The organism is Caballeronia sp. LZ003 (genome assembly GCF_031451465.1).
Classification (GTDB): domain Bacteria; phylum Pseudomonadota; class Gammaproteobacteria; order Burkholderiales; family Burkholderiaceae; genus Caballeronia.
This window is the reverse complement of record NZ_JARUXJ010000002.1, coordinates 546,319-561,350: the sequence shown is the minus strand read 5'-3', so window position 1 is coordinate 561,350 and position 15,032 is coordinate 546,319. Positions and strand designations below refer to the sequence as shown.

The following is a 15,032-nucleotide window of genomic DNA, read 5'->3' as shown; positions in this document are numbered from 1 at the left end:
GCCCTATCTATCTGGTGGAATGTTGAACTAACGCAATCATGCACCTACGAATGAACCTTTCAAGTTTGATGAAACACATCTTTGTTTTGCTTGTGGCAACCGTCTTTCTTGCGGGCTGCGACTTCTTTTCTTCTGAGCCAGTGTATGGCGGGTTGAGCGCGGAGGGTATGAATTACACGCCGTACAACCTGACGGAGTTTGTGGTCCGTGACAAATATGGGAATCGAGCCAGTGGAGGCGGCGACCTGCCGCCAGGGTCAGGCGAAGGAAGTTTGAGTTGTTGTTACAAGCTAAAGGGAACGGAGTTCACGGTCGAGTGGGAAGTCTATGACATGGAAGAATTCTCTAAAGACATCTATGCGCCCATAAAAAAGATCAAAAAAGTGACCACGGTTCATCTTGATCCTGTGAAGAGGTCTGACCGAGCCGGCAACGACGTCTTGGCTGTGCACTTCTATCCAGACGACCATGTTGAATTCGAGTTTCGCAATGACTTTAGCGGCTCTCGATTTGACTATGGAGAGGTCGATGAGTGGTTTCAGACGAAATACGGCAAGGCTGCAAATCCAGACGATCTTGACTGGGCTGCCGCCTACCGTCGAACCACGCGTGTGGCTGTTCAAGGCTGGCTGAAATACCGCTTCACCGACTCCGTCGATCTTGAGCAGTACGTGTACTACACGTTGCTCGTCAATCCGAAATTTGACGAACACCCGGCGGTGCAGCGCATCGTCATGGAGTCGAAGGGCAAGCCCGGAGCGTTTGGTCTTGCAATGCAGAAGCTGCCTGTAGATGTTGTGCGCGAGATCAAGAGCAACAAATTCGATCATGTGGCAAACGGAAGCAAAGTTGGCCAAGCCGATTCAATTTGATCTTGCTAACCGCGTGCGGCGTCGCTGGTTGAACGCGGTTGTTGCAAGCGAAAGTATTGCCCTATCTGTCTGGTGGAATGTTGAACTAAACGCAATCATGCGCATACGAACGAATATTTCAAGTTTGATGAAACACATCTTTGTTTTGCTTGTGGCAACCGTCTTTCTTGCGGGATGCGACTTTTTTTCTTCTGTGCCAGTGTATGGCGGGTTGAGCGCGGAGGGTATGAATTACACGCCGTACAACCTGACGCAGTTTGTGGTCCGTGACAAATATGGGAATCGAGCCAGTGGAGGCGGGGATCTGCCGCCAGGGTCAGGCGAAGGAAGAATAAGCTGCTGCTACAAGCTAAAGGGAACGGAGTTCACGGTCGAGTGGCAAGTCTATGACGCGGACGAGGCGGTAAAGGACCTGTACGCACCCATAAAAGAGATCAAAAAAGTAACCACGGTTCATCTTGATCCTGTGAAGAGGTCTGACCGAGCCGGCAACGACGTCTTGGCTGTGCACTTCTATCCAGACGATCATGTCGAATTCGAGTTTCGCAATGACTTTAGCGGCTCTCGATTTGACTATGCTGAAGTACATCATTGGTTTAAAACGAAGTACGGCAAGGCTGCAAACCCAGACGATCTTGACTGGGCTGCCGCCTACCGTCGAACCACGCGTGTGGCTGTTCAAGGCTGGCTGAAATACCGCTTCACCGACTCCGTCGATCTTGAGCAGTACGTGTACTACACGTTGCTCGTCAATCCGAAGTTTGACGAACACCCGGCGGTGCAGCGCATCGTCATGGAGTCGAAGGGCAAGCCCGGAGCGTTTGGTCTTGCAATGCAGAAGCTGCCTGTAGATGTTGTGCGCGAGATCAAGAGCAACAAATTCGATCATGTGGCAAACGGAAGCAAAGTTGGCCAAGCCGATTCAATTTGATCTTGCTAACCGCGTGCGGCGTCGCTGGTTGAACGCGGTTGTTGCAAGCGAAACTATTGCCCTATCTATCTGGTGGAATGGTGAACTAACGCAATCATGCACATACGAATGAACATTTCAAGTTTGATGAAACACGTCTTTGTTTTGCTTGTGGCAACCGTCTTTCTCGCGGGCTGCGACTTTTTTTCGTCTGAGCCAGTGTATGGCGGGTTGAGCGCGGAGGGTATGAATTACACGCCGTACAACCTGACGGAGTTTGTGGTCCGTGACAAATATGGGAATCGAGCCAGTGGAGGTGGGGATCTGCCGCCAGGTTCAGGGGCAGGAAGTTTGAGTTGCTGCTACAAGCTTAAAGGAACGGAGTTCACGGTCGAGTGGCAAGTCTATGATGCGGACGAGGCCGTAAAGGACCTGTACGCACCCATAAAAGAGATCAAAAAAGTAACCACGGTTCATCTTGATCCCGTGAAGAGGTCTGACCGAGCGGGCAACGACATCTTGGCTGTGCACTTCTATCCAGACGACCATGTTGAATTCGAGTTTCGCAATGACTTTAGCGGCTCTCGATTTGACTATGGAAAGGTCGATGAGTGGTTTCAAACGAAATACGGCAAGGCTGCAAACCCAGACGATCTTGACTGGGCTGCCGCCTACCGTCGAACCACGCGTGTGGCTGTTCAAGGCTGGATGAAGTACCGCTTCACCGACACTGTCGACCTTGAGCAGTACGTGTACTACACGTTGCTCGTCAATCCGAGGTTTGACGAACATGCGGCGGTGCAGCGCATCGTCACGGAGTCGAAGGGCAAGCCCGGAGCGTTTGGTCTTGCAATGCAGAAGCTGCCTGTAGATGTTGTGCGCGAGATTAAAAGCAACAAGTTTATCCATGCCGCAAGTGGAAGTAAGAATGGCTAATACGAACAAAATCGATGCCGCAGATCGCACGCCTCTTGAAGTGCTGGACGCGATTGGCGCCAACACGAAGGCTTATCCTTCCGATGACTGCATCCCATGCGGTGCGGTAATTCACATTGGATTCTTTTTTGATGGATTTGGTCGACACCGTGATCACGATGACGTATCGACGTCGCGATATTCGAACATCTGCCGGCTCTGGGAGGCACATCGGGAAAACGAGGATCGGCGCCGCGAAAAGACCCCCAATCAGTTTTGGTACCGACTCTACTACTCCGGCCTGGGCACGGACCTCAACAAAGAAGCCAGAGATGGCGAAATCGTATCCGCGCTGACGAGCAAGGTCTTGAGTGCGGCTCAAGGTCAGGTATCGAACGCAAAGAAGATTGGCGAAAAAATCACCGGCATCGACCGTCTCAAGCTCGATCCGAAGAGCGCCATTACCGACGGATTCAAAAAGGGTTTGGAGGAGCATTCCTATCGCCCTGTGGTGGATGCATACGATGGACTCGTCAAAGAGGCGAAGGCGTTGCGTACCAATGCCGGACGCGTCTTGCGCTTCTTCAGGACCGGCGCCGTGCTCGACCGTGGCCGCGCGGCCGGGCGCATCCTCGCCAAGGACGCGATGAGAAGCGGCCGTCAGATCCTTTTCGATCTCAGGAAGAATCCGTTGAAGGTTGGCTGGGCAGTGGCGGGCGAGCTGTTCAAATGTTCGTTCGACGTGGTTCCTGTTCTCAGGGACAACTCAGTGGTCGCGCGGCTTTTGGGCACCGGGGTTGAGCCGCGCCTTAAGGCGGCCAAGACCCAGTTTGAGAAAGCGATTGAGGACGCGAGGGCAAGGATGCCCAAGGTCCAGCACGTCAAGGTGTCTGTGTTCGGCGCGGATCGCGGCTGCGTCCTTGCGAGGGCCTTGCTGAATGACCTGAGCGCGACATACAAACATCCGAGCGAAGCCATACTGGAATACAAGATTCCAAAGGACCCGAACGGCGCCACCATTCCTATCGAGATCGTGTTCGTCGGTTTGCTCGACGCGGTGTCGTCGTTGGTCCAGGAGAATGCGCTGATCAGCATGGTGCCCTTGATCGGGGCAATCAAACAGAATTACGGCGACCAAATGCTTGGCGTGCCGCAGGCAGTTCAGCGCTGCGTTCACTTTGCCGCCGCGCACGAACTACGCTTCTATCAACGGCTCGACAGCCTGGAAAATACACGCGGCCTGCAATATCTTTATCCCGGCACGAGCGAAGACATTACTGGCGGCGCACCGCCGGGATCGCTCGGCGCGCGCGCGGAGCTTCAGCGAGTCGTCTTGCGCGACATGCTGAATGAGGCAATTTCTTATGGCGGGGCATTGGACTGCATGGAGGATTTGGCAAAGTTTAAACCTAAGACATTCCAAAAATTCACCTTGGCAAACCCCATCACTGACGGCCAGAACACGTACAAGATCTGGGAACTGATGAAGGCCTACCGTGAGATGGTGCCCTACGTCGCGCGTCTGAATTTCGTCGATCACATGCAGGTCTTTTTACGCTGGATGGCGGTTCGCTATACGTCGTCCGAATTTCGTGCCACCGTCACCAACCAGTTCGACGCGCTGGCTGCAAAGCATGAAGCCATTCTGAAAGAGCGCAACGACGCGACTGCTGCCTATCTCGCCTTGCGCAAGCAATTTCCGGTGCCGGATTCGATCACCTTAGGCAAGGCGCAGAACCGCATGGAGGCGGCAAGGAGCGCTGAAATGGAGGCGTTGCGCGACGCCAGCGCCGAGAAAGCGAGACCGTCGGTCGGCGTGTGGGAGCGTATCCAGGCGGAGTCGACGGACATGATCCAATGCGACACCGCTTTGGCCGGCATGCGCCGCGCGGTGAATCAAGCGCGCGCCGGTGTACAGATCGGCGAACAGCCTTATGACGCGGACCCGGAGTTTGGCGCATCGATTATCGAGGAACACATGGACGCGATGATCAGCGCCGAGCAGCAAAGCCTGGTTCAGGCGTGGAAGATGGGGCTGTCGGGCAAGAACCCGCTTCCGCCCAAGGTCATGGCGCTGTTCGATCTTCTCGTGCACGACACCATGCTCACGAGCTGGCAGGACCATGTGCTGTCTTCCTCGCTTTATTTCCGGTTGCGCGGAGTCGATACGTTCGGCTCGACCGACTACGAGGCCGAGGACAAAGCGCGCAAGCGTACGGAAGAGAACGCAAGCCGCGCGTCGCAGATCAACCGTGGCATGAACCCCGCGCCGCGACCTCCCGCCCGTGTTTGAACGTGGCGGTCATGGCCATGTGTTGCGTAAGCCATGACCGCTTGATTATTTCCTCCTCGGACCAGACATGCCAGGAATTATTCGCATAGGCGACCGCCATACCGGCGACGGCGCCGTCACGCAAGGTTCAGCAACCTGCGTTTTCATGGGACGCGCGGTTGCGCGCCTGCACGATCGTGTCACGTGTCCCCGCCACGGTGACAACCGTATTGCTTCGGCAACCTCAGGGGCTTTCGATAACGGTTTGGAGATCGCGCAACACAACGACCGCTGCGAATGCGGTTGTCGTCTGATCTCCTCACTTCCAAACAGCGGCAAAAGCTAAGCATGGCGCTGGACCTGGATAACCTTCCACCGGAACGCGCCGAACCGGACGAGCCGCCATCGAGGTTCGTCTGGACGGTGGTCTTCTTCGTCCTGGCTATCGCCGGAATCTTCGGCGTGATGGCGTTGTGGCCGCGCGCGGAACCAATGCAGACGCCCTTGTTCTGGACTTGCCTTTTGCTATATCCAACGGGCCTCGCCGCGTTTGTCGTTTCACGTCGGTTCAGCATTCACGAGAGGCAGTGTCTCGATGCGCAGGACTGGAATGAGGCACGAAAGCGGTACAACGAAAAGTTGTTCGCACGCGAAAGCATTCCGATGGCCGTGCTCGCCACGGCCATCCGCGTAACGGATGACGAGACAGCGAAACTCGTGACAAAGATAGAAGAAAACGCGTTGACACTCGAGGCTCAGGCATCGGAGCTCATGGAGGACGCATCGGTAACGGCGCGGTGGCTCCAACCAGACGACGCGCTCTTTGCCGTCGACGACAAGGAGCGCCACGGCCTGCTGCTGTCCTGGCTCTTCGACCAACTTATCGGCGAACTTGCGGACCGTCTCGGGTCGCTTCCGGATGATTTTCCGCTGCGCGTCTTTCTCGATATCGGGGGCTATATCGGGGAGGCAGACGCAAAAACGACCTGGGAAGGCATATGGGCGCGTCATGAGTTGCGTCAGGCGGAAACGACGTACACGCCAGTGCCCGTTGATCTGATGACGGTCGATCAATGGCTCGACGATACGAGTGGCGCCTTGCATCTCTACGCGGTCCTGCTGATTTCGGTATCGCTTCAAACCATGTTGGATGGAGCGCCCAACGCAGGCGAGGCCGAGGCGGGCGTCGCGCTTCTCGTGGCCTCGCATGGATTAGCGGCCGAGCATCGACTCATGCCCGTCGCGCACATGCATCGCCCGTTGAATTCGGCGCGGACCCATCTCGACAGCGCGCTCACACATGCGCTGCAATGGGCAAAAGCCGACGCGCCGTCGTTGGAGTCGGTCTGGATGACCGGATTCGACGGCGAATCGGTCGGGCCTTTGCACTCATCCCTGAGCCACGTTGGCGTGCGTGAGGCAGGCGAAGATCCGCTGACGGAATTCAATCTCGACGGCACGGTGGGACGAGCGGGGAGATCGGCCGACTGGCTCGCCGTAGCGTGCGGGGCGAACAGAGCGGACCGGTTGAGCGCGCCGCAACTCGTCGCCCGTAGCGCCGGCGAACACTTTCACATGGCTGTGGTGCAAAACAGCCGTAATAAGCAGAAAGACGAATGACTCGTAAATTCAAGCTAGACTTTTTAGCCACGCTATCCCTCGTGATCTTGCCCGGCATGCTGGTCTGGGTACGGCCTCAGTGGGTCGGGATCTCAGCTGACAGTCGTGGAGCTGTCATAGCAGCACTGTGCGCTATTTTCATCGTGCTATGGCTCGTGCTCAGTTATAGCGAAGCGTCGCGTGCGGCCGTGGCTTATCGCGCGGTGAAAGACTGGATGCTCAAACACGGCGGTGCTTCCGATGACGCCGCGCAGGGGGCCACGAAGCCTGACGTTGGTGATTTCAGCGATCTCAGGCAATGGCTAGTCGAGCAGCACGGCTGGCGCTGGCGTTGGCGCGAGCGTTGGATCCTGGTTGTCGGCGACGGGGAAGTAGTTCGGCGCGTGGCGCCTACGCTCTTCAAGTTCGGGTATGCCAGCGCGGGAGGCGCGGTTCTTCTTTACGCAAAGCAGACAGACAGTGCCCCAGATGTGCAGCATCTCGCCGCGTTGCGCCGATTGCGCCGCCGCCGTCCAGTGGACGCGGTCGTTGCACTGACCGTCGCCCGTGCGACGGGCCACGATATGTTCGATGTTCAAAGCGTCTCGCAAGCGCTGGCACGTGTCGCGCGCGTGCTTCGCTGGTCTGCTCCGGTGTATTTGCTGAATGCGGAGCCATTGCAGGCGAGTCCGTCTCATACAGATGAGCCGCCGGTCGGGCTTACCTGGTCGCACTCGCGTATGGTTTCCGATTTCGTCGGCTCGGCACTACATGACCTCACCGGCGAATTGGCAAACGCCGGGGTGATGCGTCTGTCGAAGAACCCTGCAGATCGATATCTGGCGGAATTGTCGCAGCACATAAGCACAGCACGGGAATCGCTGAAGCATCTCGTGACAGGCGCTTCACGGTCGCACGATGCTATTCGCGGGCTTTTCTTCACACCGCTGGACATACCCGCGGGACCGACAGAGTATCCGCGCGAGGCCGCGCGCCACCACGCCGGTGTGCCCGAAGCGTCGAATCGAACGCTATGGCAAACCATCGCGAACCACAGTCGCAAAGCTTACGGCAGGCGCGTGGGCCTCTCGTCGTCGAGTGTGGCCGCATATCTCATAAGCGCTGTCGCCGTACTATGGTTTATCGGCTCGATAATCTCCGGCATGTCGAACCGCGCAACCATGCGGGACGTTGAATCGACGTTGAGCAAGGTTTCTTCGCCGCACGACCAGACGCAAGCCTTGCTCGCCCTGGATGCTCTTGACAAGCAACTCGACACACTTGAAATACACCGCCAGCTGGGCGCTCCGTGGCTCGCTCGTTTTGGTCTGAACCGTGACGCCGCTCTTTATGAAGCGCTTTCCCCGGTTTATCAAAGCGTCGCCTCGCGCGTACTGATCGATCCGATCAAGGCAAGACTCGAATCTCGCCTTCAGCAACTCGCTTCCCTGTCCGATGCCGAAATCGCCAGCGGTGGCAACACACAGGTCCAGGCCGCGTACGACACGCTCAAGGCGTATTTGATGCTCGCCCATCCCGAGCATGCCGACGCGTCGTTTATCGCCACACAGTTGCTGACGACGAATGCGCCAGCGCGTCCGCAGAATGCGTCAGTGACGGCGGGCACTTGGGAAGATTTGCGCCAACAGGCTGTCTGGTTTTACGCGAGGCACCTTAAGCGCGGATCGGCGTCAGCCATCGCGCCTGACATCACGCTTGTCGCGGCGACGCGGCAGACGATCATCGGCGTGCGCGGCATCCAGAATTCGACAGACGCGATCTATCAGCAGATCCTCGACGAGACGAAACCGAAATATCCGCCGATGACGTTGGCAACCTTGCTCGGCGATCACCCAAGCCGAGGCTTGTTCAACACGAGCGCGACCGTTCCGGGCGTTTTTACGCGTGCCGCGTGGGACGAACGCATCCCAAAGGCGATCGATGAGGCGAGCGAACAGCGCGCGGTGACGGGCGACTGGGTGCTGTCTGACGCGAAACTTGATAACACCGCGCCGTCAACGCTCAAAACCGAACTCCGTCAACGTTACGTCGATGACTACGCGCGCGCGTGGCAGCAGTTTTTGAACAGCATTCGCTGGCAAAACGCTTCGTCGTTATCTGGCACGGTCGATCAATTGACGCTGCTCGGCGACCCGCAACGCTCGCCGCTGGTCGCACTAATGAACGCTCTCGTTTTTCAGGCAAGTGCGGACGCATCGACGCAATCAATATCGGACGCTCTGATTTCGAAGGCGCAACATCTTGTAGGCAAGGACGAAAAGGACCCGTCCAAGCAGATGCAGCCATCACTTTTGCCGCTGGCAAGCGCGTTCGGTCCTATTCTGCGTCTGACTGGCAGCGAGTTCGCAAGCAACGCACCCGCCAATGCCAGAACCACGCTGCAACTCGTGAGCGATCTGAGCTTGGCTCGCTATCTTGAGCGTGTCACCGCAATGCGTTTGAAGACGCAACAAATGATGGCCAGTCCCGACCCCGACGGCATGTCGCGCGTCGCCGCTCAAGCCGTGCTACAGGGTAGAACGTCCGATATCGCCGATAGTCGCGATTACGCGAGCCGTCTCTCTGCGAGCTTGGGCGAACAATGGTCGGGTTTCGGCCGGCTTTTCGAAGCCCCGCTTGACCAGACGTGGCAAGTGGTCGTGCAACCGGCATCGTCCAGTCTGAACGAAGTCTGGCGCACATCCATCCTTGCTGACTGGAATCACAGCTTCGGCGGCCGCTATCCGTTTGCGGACTCCGACAACGATGCATCGCTGCCCGATATGGCGCACTTCATGCGCATGGACAACGGCGTGATAGCGCAGTTCGTCACGACGCAGCTTGCGGGCGTGATCGAACGTCAGGGCGACCACTGGGTCGCCACGCAAGGCGTGAATCAAGGCACGCTCATGCTTGATCCGGCGTTTCTCGTCGCGCTCAACAAGCTCTCGCGCGTAGCAAGGGTCGTGTTTCCCTCTGGCGATGCGCGGGCGCGGTATGAACTACGCGGCGTGCCGACGCCGGGCATCACTGATTTGACGCTGGTGACATCGGGTCAACAGTTGCACTACTTCAATCAGATGGAGCAATGGGAGCCGTTCGAATGGCCGGGGCAAGCCCTGGACAACACCGCACAACTTCAATGGCAAACGGAGGCAGGCGGTTTGCGCTCGACCATGTACGCACAAGGGCGTTTCGCGCTGATTCGTCTGCTCGAACGTGCGAAGGTCTCGCAACAAGATAACGCGCGTTATCTGCTCTCGTGGACGCCGGATCAGAGTCTTACGCCGCCGCTGTCGGTTCAACTTCGCGCGGAGACGGGCGCTGGACCGCTGGATGTGCTTGTGCTACGGCACTTCGCCCTGCCTGAGCGCATCTTTATGTCAGGCGCGGCGAAGCAAGCATCTGTATCGCCGGGGCGGACGCCACCACCGTTGCCGCCCGGCGCGCTTGCCGCCGCGCAGAAGATCGGCGTCGCGTTGCCGGACAAAGAATGACGACTTCGCTGGGATCAGGTCACGAAGCGTAAGAAGACTTCAACATGCATGGATCATACGGCGATCACGACTTCGGCGCGTTACCCGCTGCCTCTTGCTTACGCATCGGCATGCCGTCGATGGTCGTGAACAATTCGCGCGATGCAATCGGCTCGCGCGATTCGAGCTTCACGCCGCCGTCCTTGCCAACGAGCACCGCGCGAAACGCGCCGGGTTTGACGCCGTATCGTCGACGCAATGCATCGGCGGAATCGCTTGCGCCTTGCACGTCGTTGCCAATTACTTCGATCACTTGCAGGTCGCGTTGCGTGTAGCCATCGCTCGCATCCTGAACCGATGCGCGTTGCTTCGCGAGTGCGGCGGAACTGACATCATCGGCGAAAACGACGAGCAGACGCTTATGCCATGTGTACTGTTCGATGGAAGATATTGCAGCGCTTCCGGCTGCTTGCGAGGTATTGATCACGCCCAAGAGCAGGCTTGCAGCTACGGTTGCGGGAATGAGATAGCGGTTCATTAGCGGCTTCCTGTGCGGTTTATTTCCGTGCACGCAGGAAGCGCGCCAACGACGTTACAGCCTTTCAAGCGTGCGCAAGCACTTGACCAGAAATCTACTTAACCGCGAGCTTGTCCTGCGTCTTCGTTTCAAAGTCGCCAGCATCATGCCGCTCATGCAACTGGCTCGAAAGCTCGCCGAAGGTCCGGTTCACCATGCGGCCGCGTTGCACGGCGGGACGCGCGCCGATCGCATCGGCCCAACGTCGCACATGCTCGTATTCATGCACGGCGAGAAACTCGGCGGCACTGTAAATCCAGCCATTCACGAGACCGCCGTACCACGGAAAGATGGCGATATCAGCGATGGTGTATTCGTCGCCCGCAATGTACCGGCTCTCCGCAAGCCTCCGGTCGAGCACGTCGAGCTGACGCTTCACCTCCATGGCGAAGCGGTTGATCGGATACTCCATCTTGCTCGGCGCATAAGCATAGAAGTGACCGAAGCCGCCGCCAAGATACGGCGCGCTGCCCATCTGCCAGAAAAGCCACGAGAAACACTCGGCGCGTTCCGCCGCGCTGGTCGGCACGAATGCGCCAAACTTGTCCGCGAGATACAGGAGGATGGCGCCGGATTCGAACACGCGCACGGGCTTGGGGCCGCTGTGGTCAATCAGCGCGGGTATCTTCGAATTGGGATTGGCTTGGACGAAGCCGCTGCCGAACTGGTCGCCGTCGCCGATCTTGATGAGCCAGGCATCGTATTCCGCGCCACTGTGACCCGCGGCGAGCAGTTCCTCCAGCATCGCCGTGACCTTGACGCCGTTGGGCGTGGCAAGCGAATAAAGCTGCAGCGGATGCTTGCCGACCGGTAGATCCTTGTCATGCGTCGGCCCCGCGATTGGACGGTTGATGCTTGCAAACTGCCCGCCGCTTTCCTTGTCCCAGGTCCAGACCTTGGGCGGTACGTATTCGGGTGAATCGCTCATGCTGCAGCCTCCTTCGCGTCAGGTTTTCAATGTCGCCCGAGGTTAGCAGGTCGGGTAAAAACCTGCTCGACACGAAGGAGGCTCGGCCGTTCAAGCGTGCAAGAAGCGGTGCGCTTGCAGCGCTTTCCAGTACGTGATGAAGCGTCCCGCGAACATCCCGGCGACGACGCCCGACACGAGTGCGTCGATGGATGCATAGGTTCCGAGGAGCGCCGTATCCGTCACCGTTGCCATCTCGAAGCCGAGCCAGAACTTGGCGGCGAAGATGGCGAGGATCAGCAAGAGCGGCACGACCGAACCCGGCAGCGTGACGGTGCGCGCCACCATATCGACGGAAAAGCGCGTGCGCGTCGCGTTGAACACGCCCGCCGCGATGCCCGCAAAAATCCCGACGATCCACGCGCTCACCGCAAAGAGGCTCGCGTGCGGATTGTGAGCCAAATGCACGAGGCCGAAGCCCGCAAAGATCAGCGGGATGATCGCCAGCTTGGACAGCGGCGTGGTACCGCCTTTCATTGCCTTCACGCCGCGCGAAACCAGATAAGCCAGCAGCAGCCAGACCCAGACCGGCGTGCCATGAACGATCATTTGCAGTGTCATTTTCGTTTCTCCTTCAGTCGGATGATTCGTTGTCGAGCAGATGAAGGCATCGTAAAGCGGCTGAATTAGAGAAGAATGAGAGCGCGCGAGCGTTCGCGGCGCGGTCGTTTAACATGATCGCCATCGCTCGAACGCGTCAAGGAGACTGCCATGAAGAAGCTCATCAACAATCCCGCCGATGTCGTGCGCGAGATGCTCGAAGGCGTCGCGCGGCAGTCGCCGCATTTAGCCATCCTCGGCAATGAAAACGTGCTCGTACAGCGCGCGCAGCACGAGGCGAAGGACCGGCAGGTCGCCGTCATCTCGGGCGGCGGCAGCGGTCACGAACCCGCGCACGGCGGGTATGTCGGCGCGGGCATGCTGAGCGCGGCGGTATGCGGTGAAGTCTTCACCTCGCCGCCCACGGATGCCGTGCTCGCCGCGATCCGCGCTTGTGCCGGTCCGCGCGGCGCGGTGCTGATCGTGAAGAACTACACGGGCGACCGCCTTAACTTCGGTCTCGCGGCGGAACTGGCGCGCGCGGAAGGCATTCCGGTCGAAGTGGTCATCGTGGCCGACGATGTCTCGCTGCGCAAACAGGCCGCGCGCAATCAGCGGCGCGGTATCGCGGGAACCGTGCTCGTCCACAAGGTCACAGGCGCGGCCGCCTCGCGCGGATCGTCGCTCGAAGAGGTCGCGGCGATCGCGCGCCATGCGGCGGCCAATCTCGGCACCATGGGCGTCGCGCTCGATGGCTGCACGCTGCCGGGCGTCGAAAAGTCCAGCTTCACGCTCGCCGACGACGAGATCGAACTCGGTCTCGGCATCCACGGAGAAAAGGGCGTGGAGCGCACCGCGCCGCTTCCCGCCGACCAACTGACCGACGTTCTGCTCACGAATATCGTCGACGATCTCGCGCTCGAAAGCGGCGAGCGCGTCGCACTGCTCGTGAACGGCCTTGGCGCGACGCCGCAAATGGAACTGGATGTCGTGTTGCGCGCCGCCTTCGACAATCTGTCGCGGCGCGAGATTCACGTCGAGCGTGCATGGTCGGGCACGCTGCTGTCGGCGCTCAATATGCCGGGCTGCTCCGTTTCGCTGTTGCGTGTCGATGACGCGACGCTCGGTCTTATCGATGCCGCGACCGAATCGCGCGCGTGGCCGGGCGGCGGCGCGGTCGGACGGGAAATCCGTATCGCTATGGCGGCGGATACCGTCGCGGAGGGGCACGGAATCGCGCGGGAAAGCGACGGCGGCCGGGCGCGGGTCATCGAGCCGGCGCTTCAGTCGGTGGCGCGTGCGCTGATCGACAACGAACCGCGCCTGACCGAACTCGATTCCCTCGCCGGCGACGGCGATCTCGGTGCGAGCATGAAACGCGCGGCGGACGCGATCCTCGGCGTGCCGGGATCGGCGCTCGGCACGCCGGACGGCGCGCTTGCCGCGCTCGGGGCGTCCTTGCGCCGGGCGATAGCGGGAAGCTCCGGCCCGTTCTACGCGACGGCGCTCTTGCGCGCGTCGCGCCATCTCGCGGGAGTCGCGCAACCGAAGCCGGCCGATTGGGCCGCCGCGTTCAGGGAAGCGGTGCAGGCCATCAGCGACCTGGGCGGCGCGAAGGCGGGCGACCGCACCATGCTCGACGCGCTGTTCCCCGCATCGGCGACATTCGAAGCGGTATTGAACGAAGGAAAGTCCGCGCGAGACGCCTGGGAAGCGGCTTTATCGGCCGCTGAAGAGGGCGCGCAGGCCACGGCGAGCATGACGCCTCGGGCGGGTCGCGCAAGCTATCTGGGCGAGCGCGCCGTGGGTTCGCCCGATGGCGGCGCGGTCGCGGTGACGTACTGGCTCCGCGCGCTCGCGCCGCATATCGGCGTGCGGTGATCCGCCGCGCGCGGCCGTAACGCGAGGTCCGCGTAACGTAGCAAGCGCCCATTGCTTTGGTTTCCTCATGCCGCCCGAGCCTTGCCCGGCGCGGCTTGCAGGCAATCGGCGACCCGTGCGCCGCAATTGGCACGGTCTCTGCATTGTCTGGTGTGCACCGTAGCGCTAGCAACCTGAGAGGCTTGGCGCTAATAAAAACCAGACAACGCACGGATAACAAGATGATTGCCGCCACCCTCCCGAGCCTCGACGCCGACCGTACCGCGACCCTTATCGACGAATGCTATGCGCAGCGCCATCCGTTGCAGATCGCGCTTTGCCTGCGCAGCCTTCTGTCGCGCGGCGACTTTCTCACCGTGGAATTCGAAGGCGGGCAGATCGTGACGCAGGTCCTTGACGTCGATTCGCGCAGTGCGCGCTTTGTCTTCGATCTCGGCTGCTCGGATTCCAGCAATGCCGCGCTTGCCCGCGCGGACGCCCTGACGTTGCGCAGCCAGCCATCGGGCATCCAGACGGAATTCACGACCGGGCCGGCCGTAAAAGTGCTTTTCGATGGCCGTCCCGCGTTCGAAGCGCCGATGCCCACGCTGCTGTATTACGTGCAGCGGCGGCAGTATTACCGGGTCGAGACGCCGCTCGTTAATCCGTTCGTCGCGCACGGGCGTGACGAAGCGGCGATGCCTTCCACTTCGACGTAAAGAACCTTTCGCTCGGCGGCGTGGCCTTGCGTGTCTCCGATGATCGCTTCGAAACCGCCGAACGTGGCGGCGTCTGGCGAGGCGTCACCCTGCGGATGGGCGCATTCGGCGAAGTGAGCGTCGACCTCGAGATCGCCGCGCCGCGTTACGAACTCATGCAGACCGGCGAGCGCCGCGCGATTCTCGGTTGCCGCTTCGTCGACCTGAGCGGCTGCGCTGAACGCGCCTTGCAGCGAACCATTACGCAGCTCGAACTGAAGCATCTCGGGCGCGGCGTCTGAACCCGTGACACACCGATAGCCGACTGTCACCTGACGGCACGCTT

General features: G+C 59.6%; 13 protein-coding genes. 10 read left to right on the top strand and 3 right to left on the bottom strand.

What is annotated here, in order from left to right; genetic code table 11:
* The first annotated feature begins 50 nt into the window (after positions 1-50).
* The 7 genes from QCE79_RS17210 (at position 51) to QCE79_RS17180 (ending at position 10,065) form a co-directional block, all read left to right on the top strand.
* Positions 51-872, top strand: a complete 822-nt coding sequence (locus tag QCE79_RS17210) for a DUF3304 domain-containing protein (protein WP_309846283.1) — start codon at positions 51-53, stop codon at positions 870-872.
* A gap of 127 nt (positions 873-999) precedes the next feature.
* Positions 1,000-1,803, top strand: a complete 804-nt coding sequence (locus tag QCE79_RS17205; RefSeq protein WP_309846582.1) for a DUF3304 domain-containing protein — start codon at positions 1,000-1,002, stop codon at positions 1,801-1,803.
* 108 nt (positions 1,804-1,911) lie between these two features.
* Positions 1,912-2,718, top strand: coding sequence for a DUF3304 domain-containing protein (locus tag QCE79_RS17200; RefSeq protein ID WP_309846282.1), 807 nt, complete (start codon positions 1,912-1,914; stop codon positions 2,716-2,718).
* Complete coding sequence (locus QCE79_RS17195; RefSeq protein ID WP_309846279.1) at positions 2,711-4,990, top strand: hypothetical protein; 2,280 nt, start codon at positions 2,711-2,713, stop codon at positions 4,988-4,990. Before QCE79_RS17200 ends, QCE79_RS17195 begins: the two co-directional genes overlap by 8 nt.
* 67 nt (positions 4,991-5,057) lie before the next feature.
* The gene (locus QCE79_RS17190; protein WP_284503508.1) at positions 5,058-5,315 is read left to right on the top strand and encodes a PAAR domain-containing protein; all 258 of its coding nucleotides are present in this window, start codon (positions 5,058-5,060) and stop codon (positions 5,313-5,315) included.
* 2 nt (positions 5,316-5,317) lie between these two features.
* Positions 5,318-6,589 carry a hypothetical protein gene (locus QCE79_RS17185; RefSeq protein WP_309846275.1) on the top strand — a complete coding sequence of 424 codons (1,272 nt, stop codon included), beginning with the start codon at positions 5,318-5,320 and terminating at the stop codon, positions 6,587-6,589.
* On the top strand, positions 6,586-10,065 hold the full coding sequence (locus tag QCE79_RS17180; RefSeq protein WP_309846273.1) for an ImcF-related family protein: 3,480 nt from the start codon (positions 6,586-6,588) through the stop codon (positions 10,063-10,065). Before QCE79_RS17185 ends, QCE79_RS17180 begins: the two co-directional genes overlap by 4 nt.
* A 64-nt stretch (positions 10,066-10,129) precedes the next feature.
* Here QCE79_RS17180 and QCE79_RS17175 read toward each other — a convergent pair whose 3' ends face one another.
* The 3 genes from QCE79_RS17175 to QCE79_RS17165 all read right to left on the bottom strand — a co-directional run bounded on the left by QCE79_RS17175 (position 10,130) and on the right by QCE79_RS17165 (position 12,149).
* Positions 10,130-10,582, bottom strand: coding sequence for a DUF4174 domain-containing protein (locus tag QCE79_RS17175; RefSeq protein ID WP_309846269.1), 453 nt, complete (start codon positions 10,580-10,582; stop codon positions 10,130-10,132).
* 94 nt (positions 10,583-10,676) lie between these two features.
* On the bottom strand, positions 10,677-11,549 hold the full coding sequence (gene yghU / locus QCE79_RS17170) for a glutathione-dependent disulfide-bond oxidoreductase (RefSeq protein WP_250511426.1): 873 nt from the start codon (positions 11,547-11,549) through the stop codon (positions 10,677-10,679).
* Positions 11,550-11,639: 90 nt separating this feature from the next.
* Complete coding sequence (locus QCE79_RS17165; RefSeq protein WP_250494892.1) at positions 11,640-12,149, bottom strand: DUF6622 family protein; 510 nt, start codon at positions 12,147-12,149, stop codon at positions 11,640-11,642.
* 150 nt (positions 12,150-12,299) lie between these two features.
* On the opposite strand from QCE79_RS17165, the gene QCE79_RS17160 reads away from it, so the two are divergent.
* The 3 genes from QCE79_RS17160 to QCE79_RS17150 all read left to right on the top strand — a co-directional run bounded on the left by QCE79_RS17160 (position 12,300) and on the right by QCE79_RS17150 (position 14,988).
* The gene (locus QCE79_RS17160; protein ID WP_309846265.1) at positions 12,300-14,009 is read left to right on the top strand and encodes a dihydroxyacetone kinase family protein; all 1,710 of its coding nucleotides are present in this window, start codon (positions 12,300-12,302) and stop codon (positions 14,007-14,009) included.
* Between the two features lie 221 nt (positions 14,010-14,230).
* The gene (locus tag QCE79_RS17155; RefSeq protein ID WP_309846262.1) at positions 14,231-14,707 is read left to right on the top strand and encodes a flagellar brake protein; all 477 of its coding nucleotides are present in this window, start codon (positions 14,231-14,233) and stop codon (positions 14,705-14,707) included.
* A 26-nt stretch (positions 14,708-14,733) separates the two neighbouring features.
* On the top strand, positions 14,734-14,988 hold the full coding sequence (locus QCE79_RS17150) for a hypothetical protein (RefSeq protein WP_309846259.1): 255 nt from the start codon (positions 14,734-14,736) through the stop codon (positions 14,986-14,988).
* Positions 14,989-15,032: the final 44 nt, after the last annotated feature.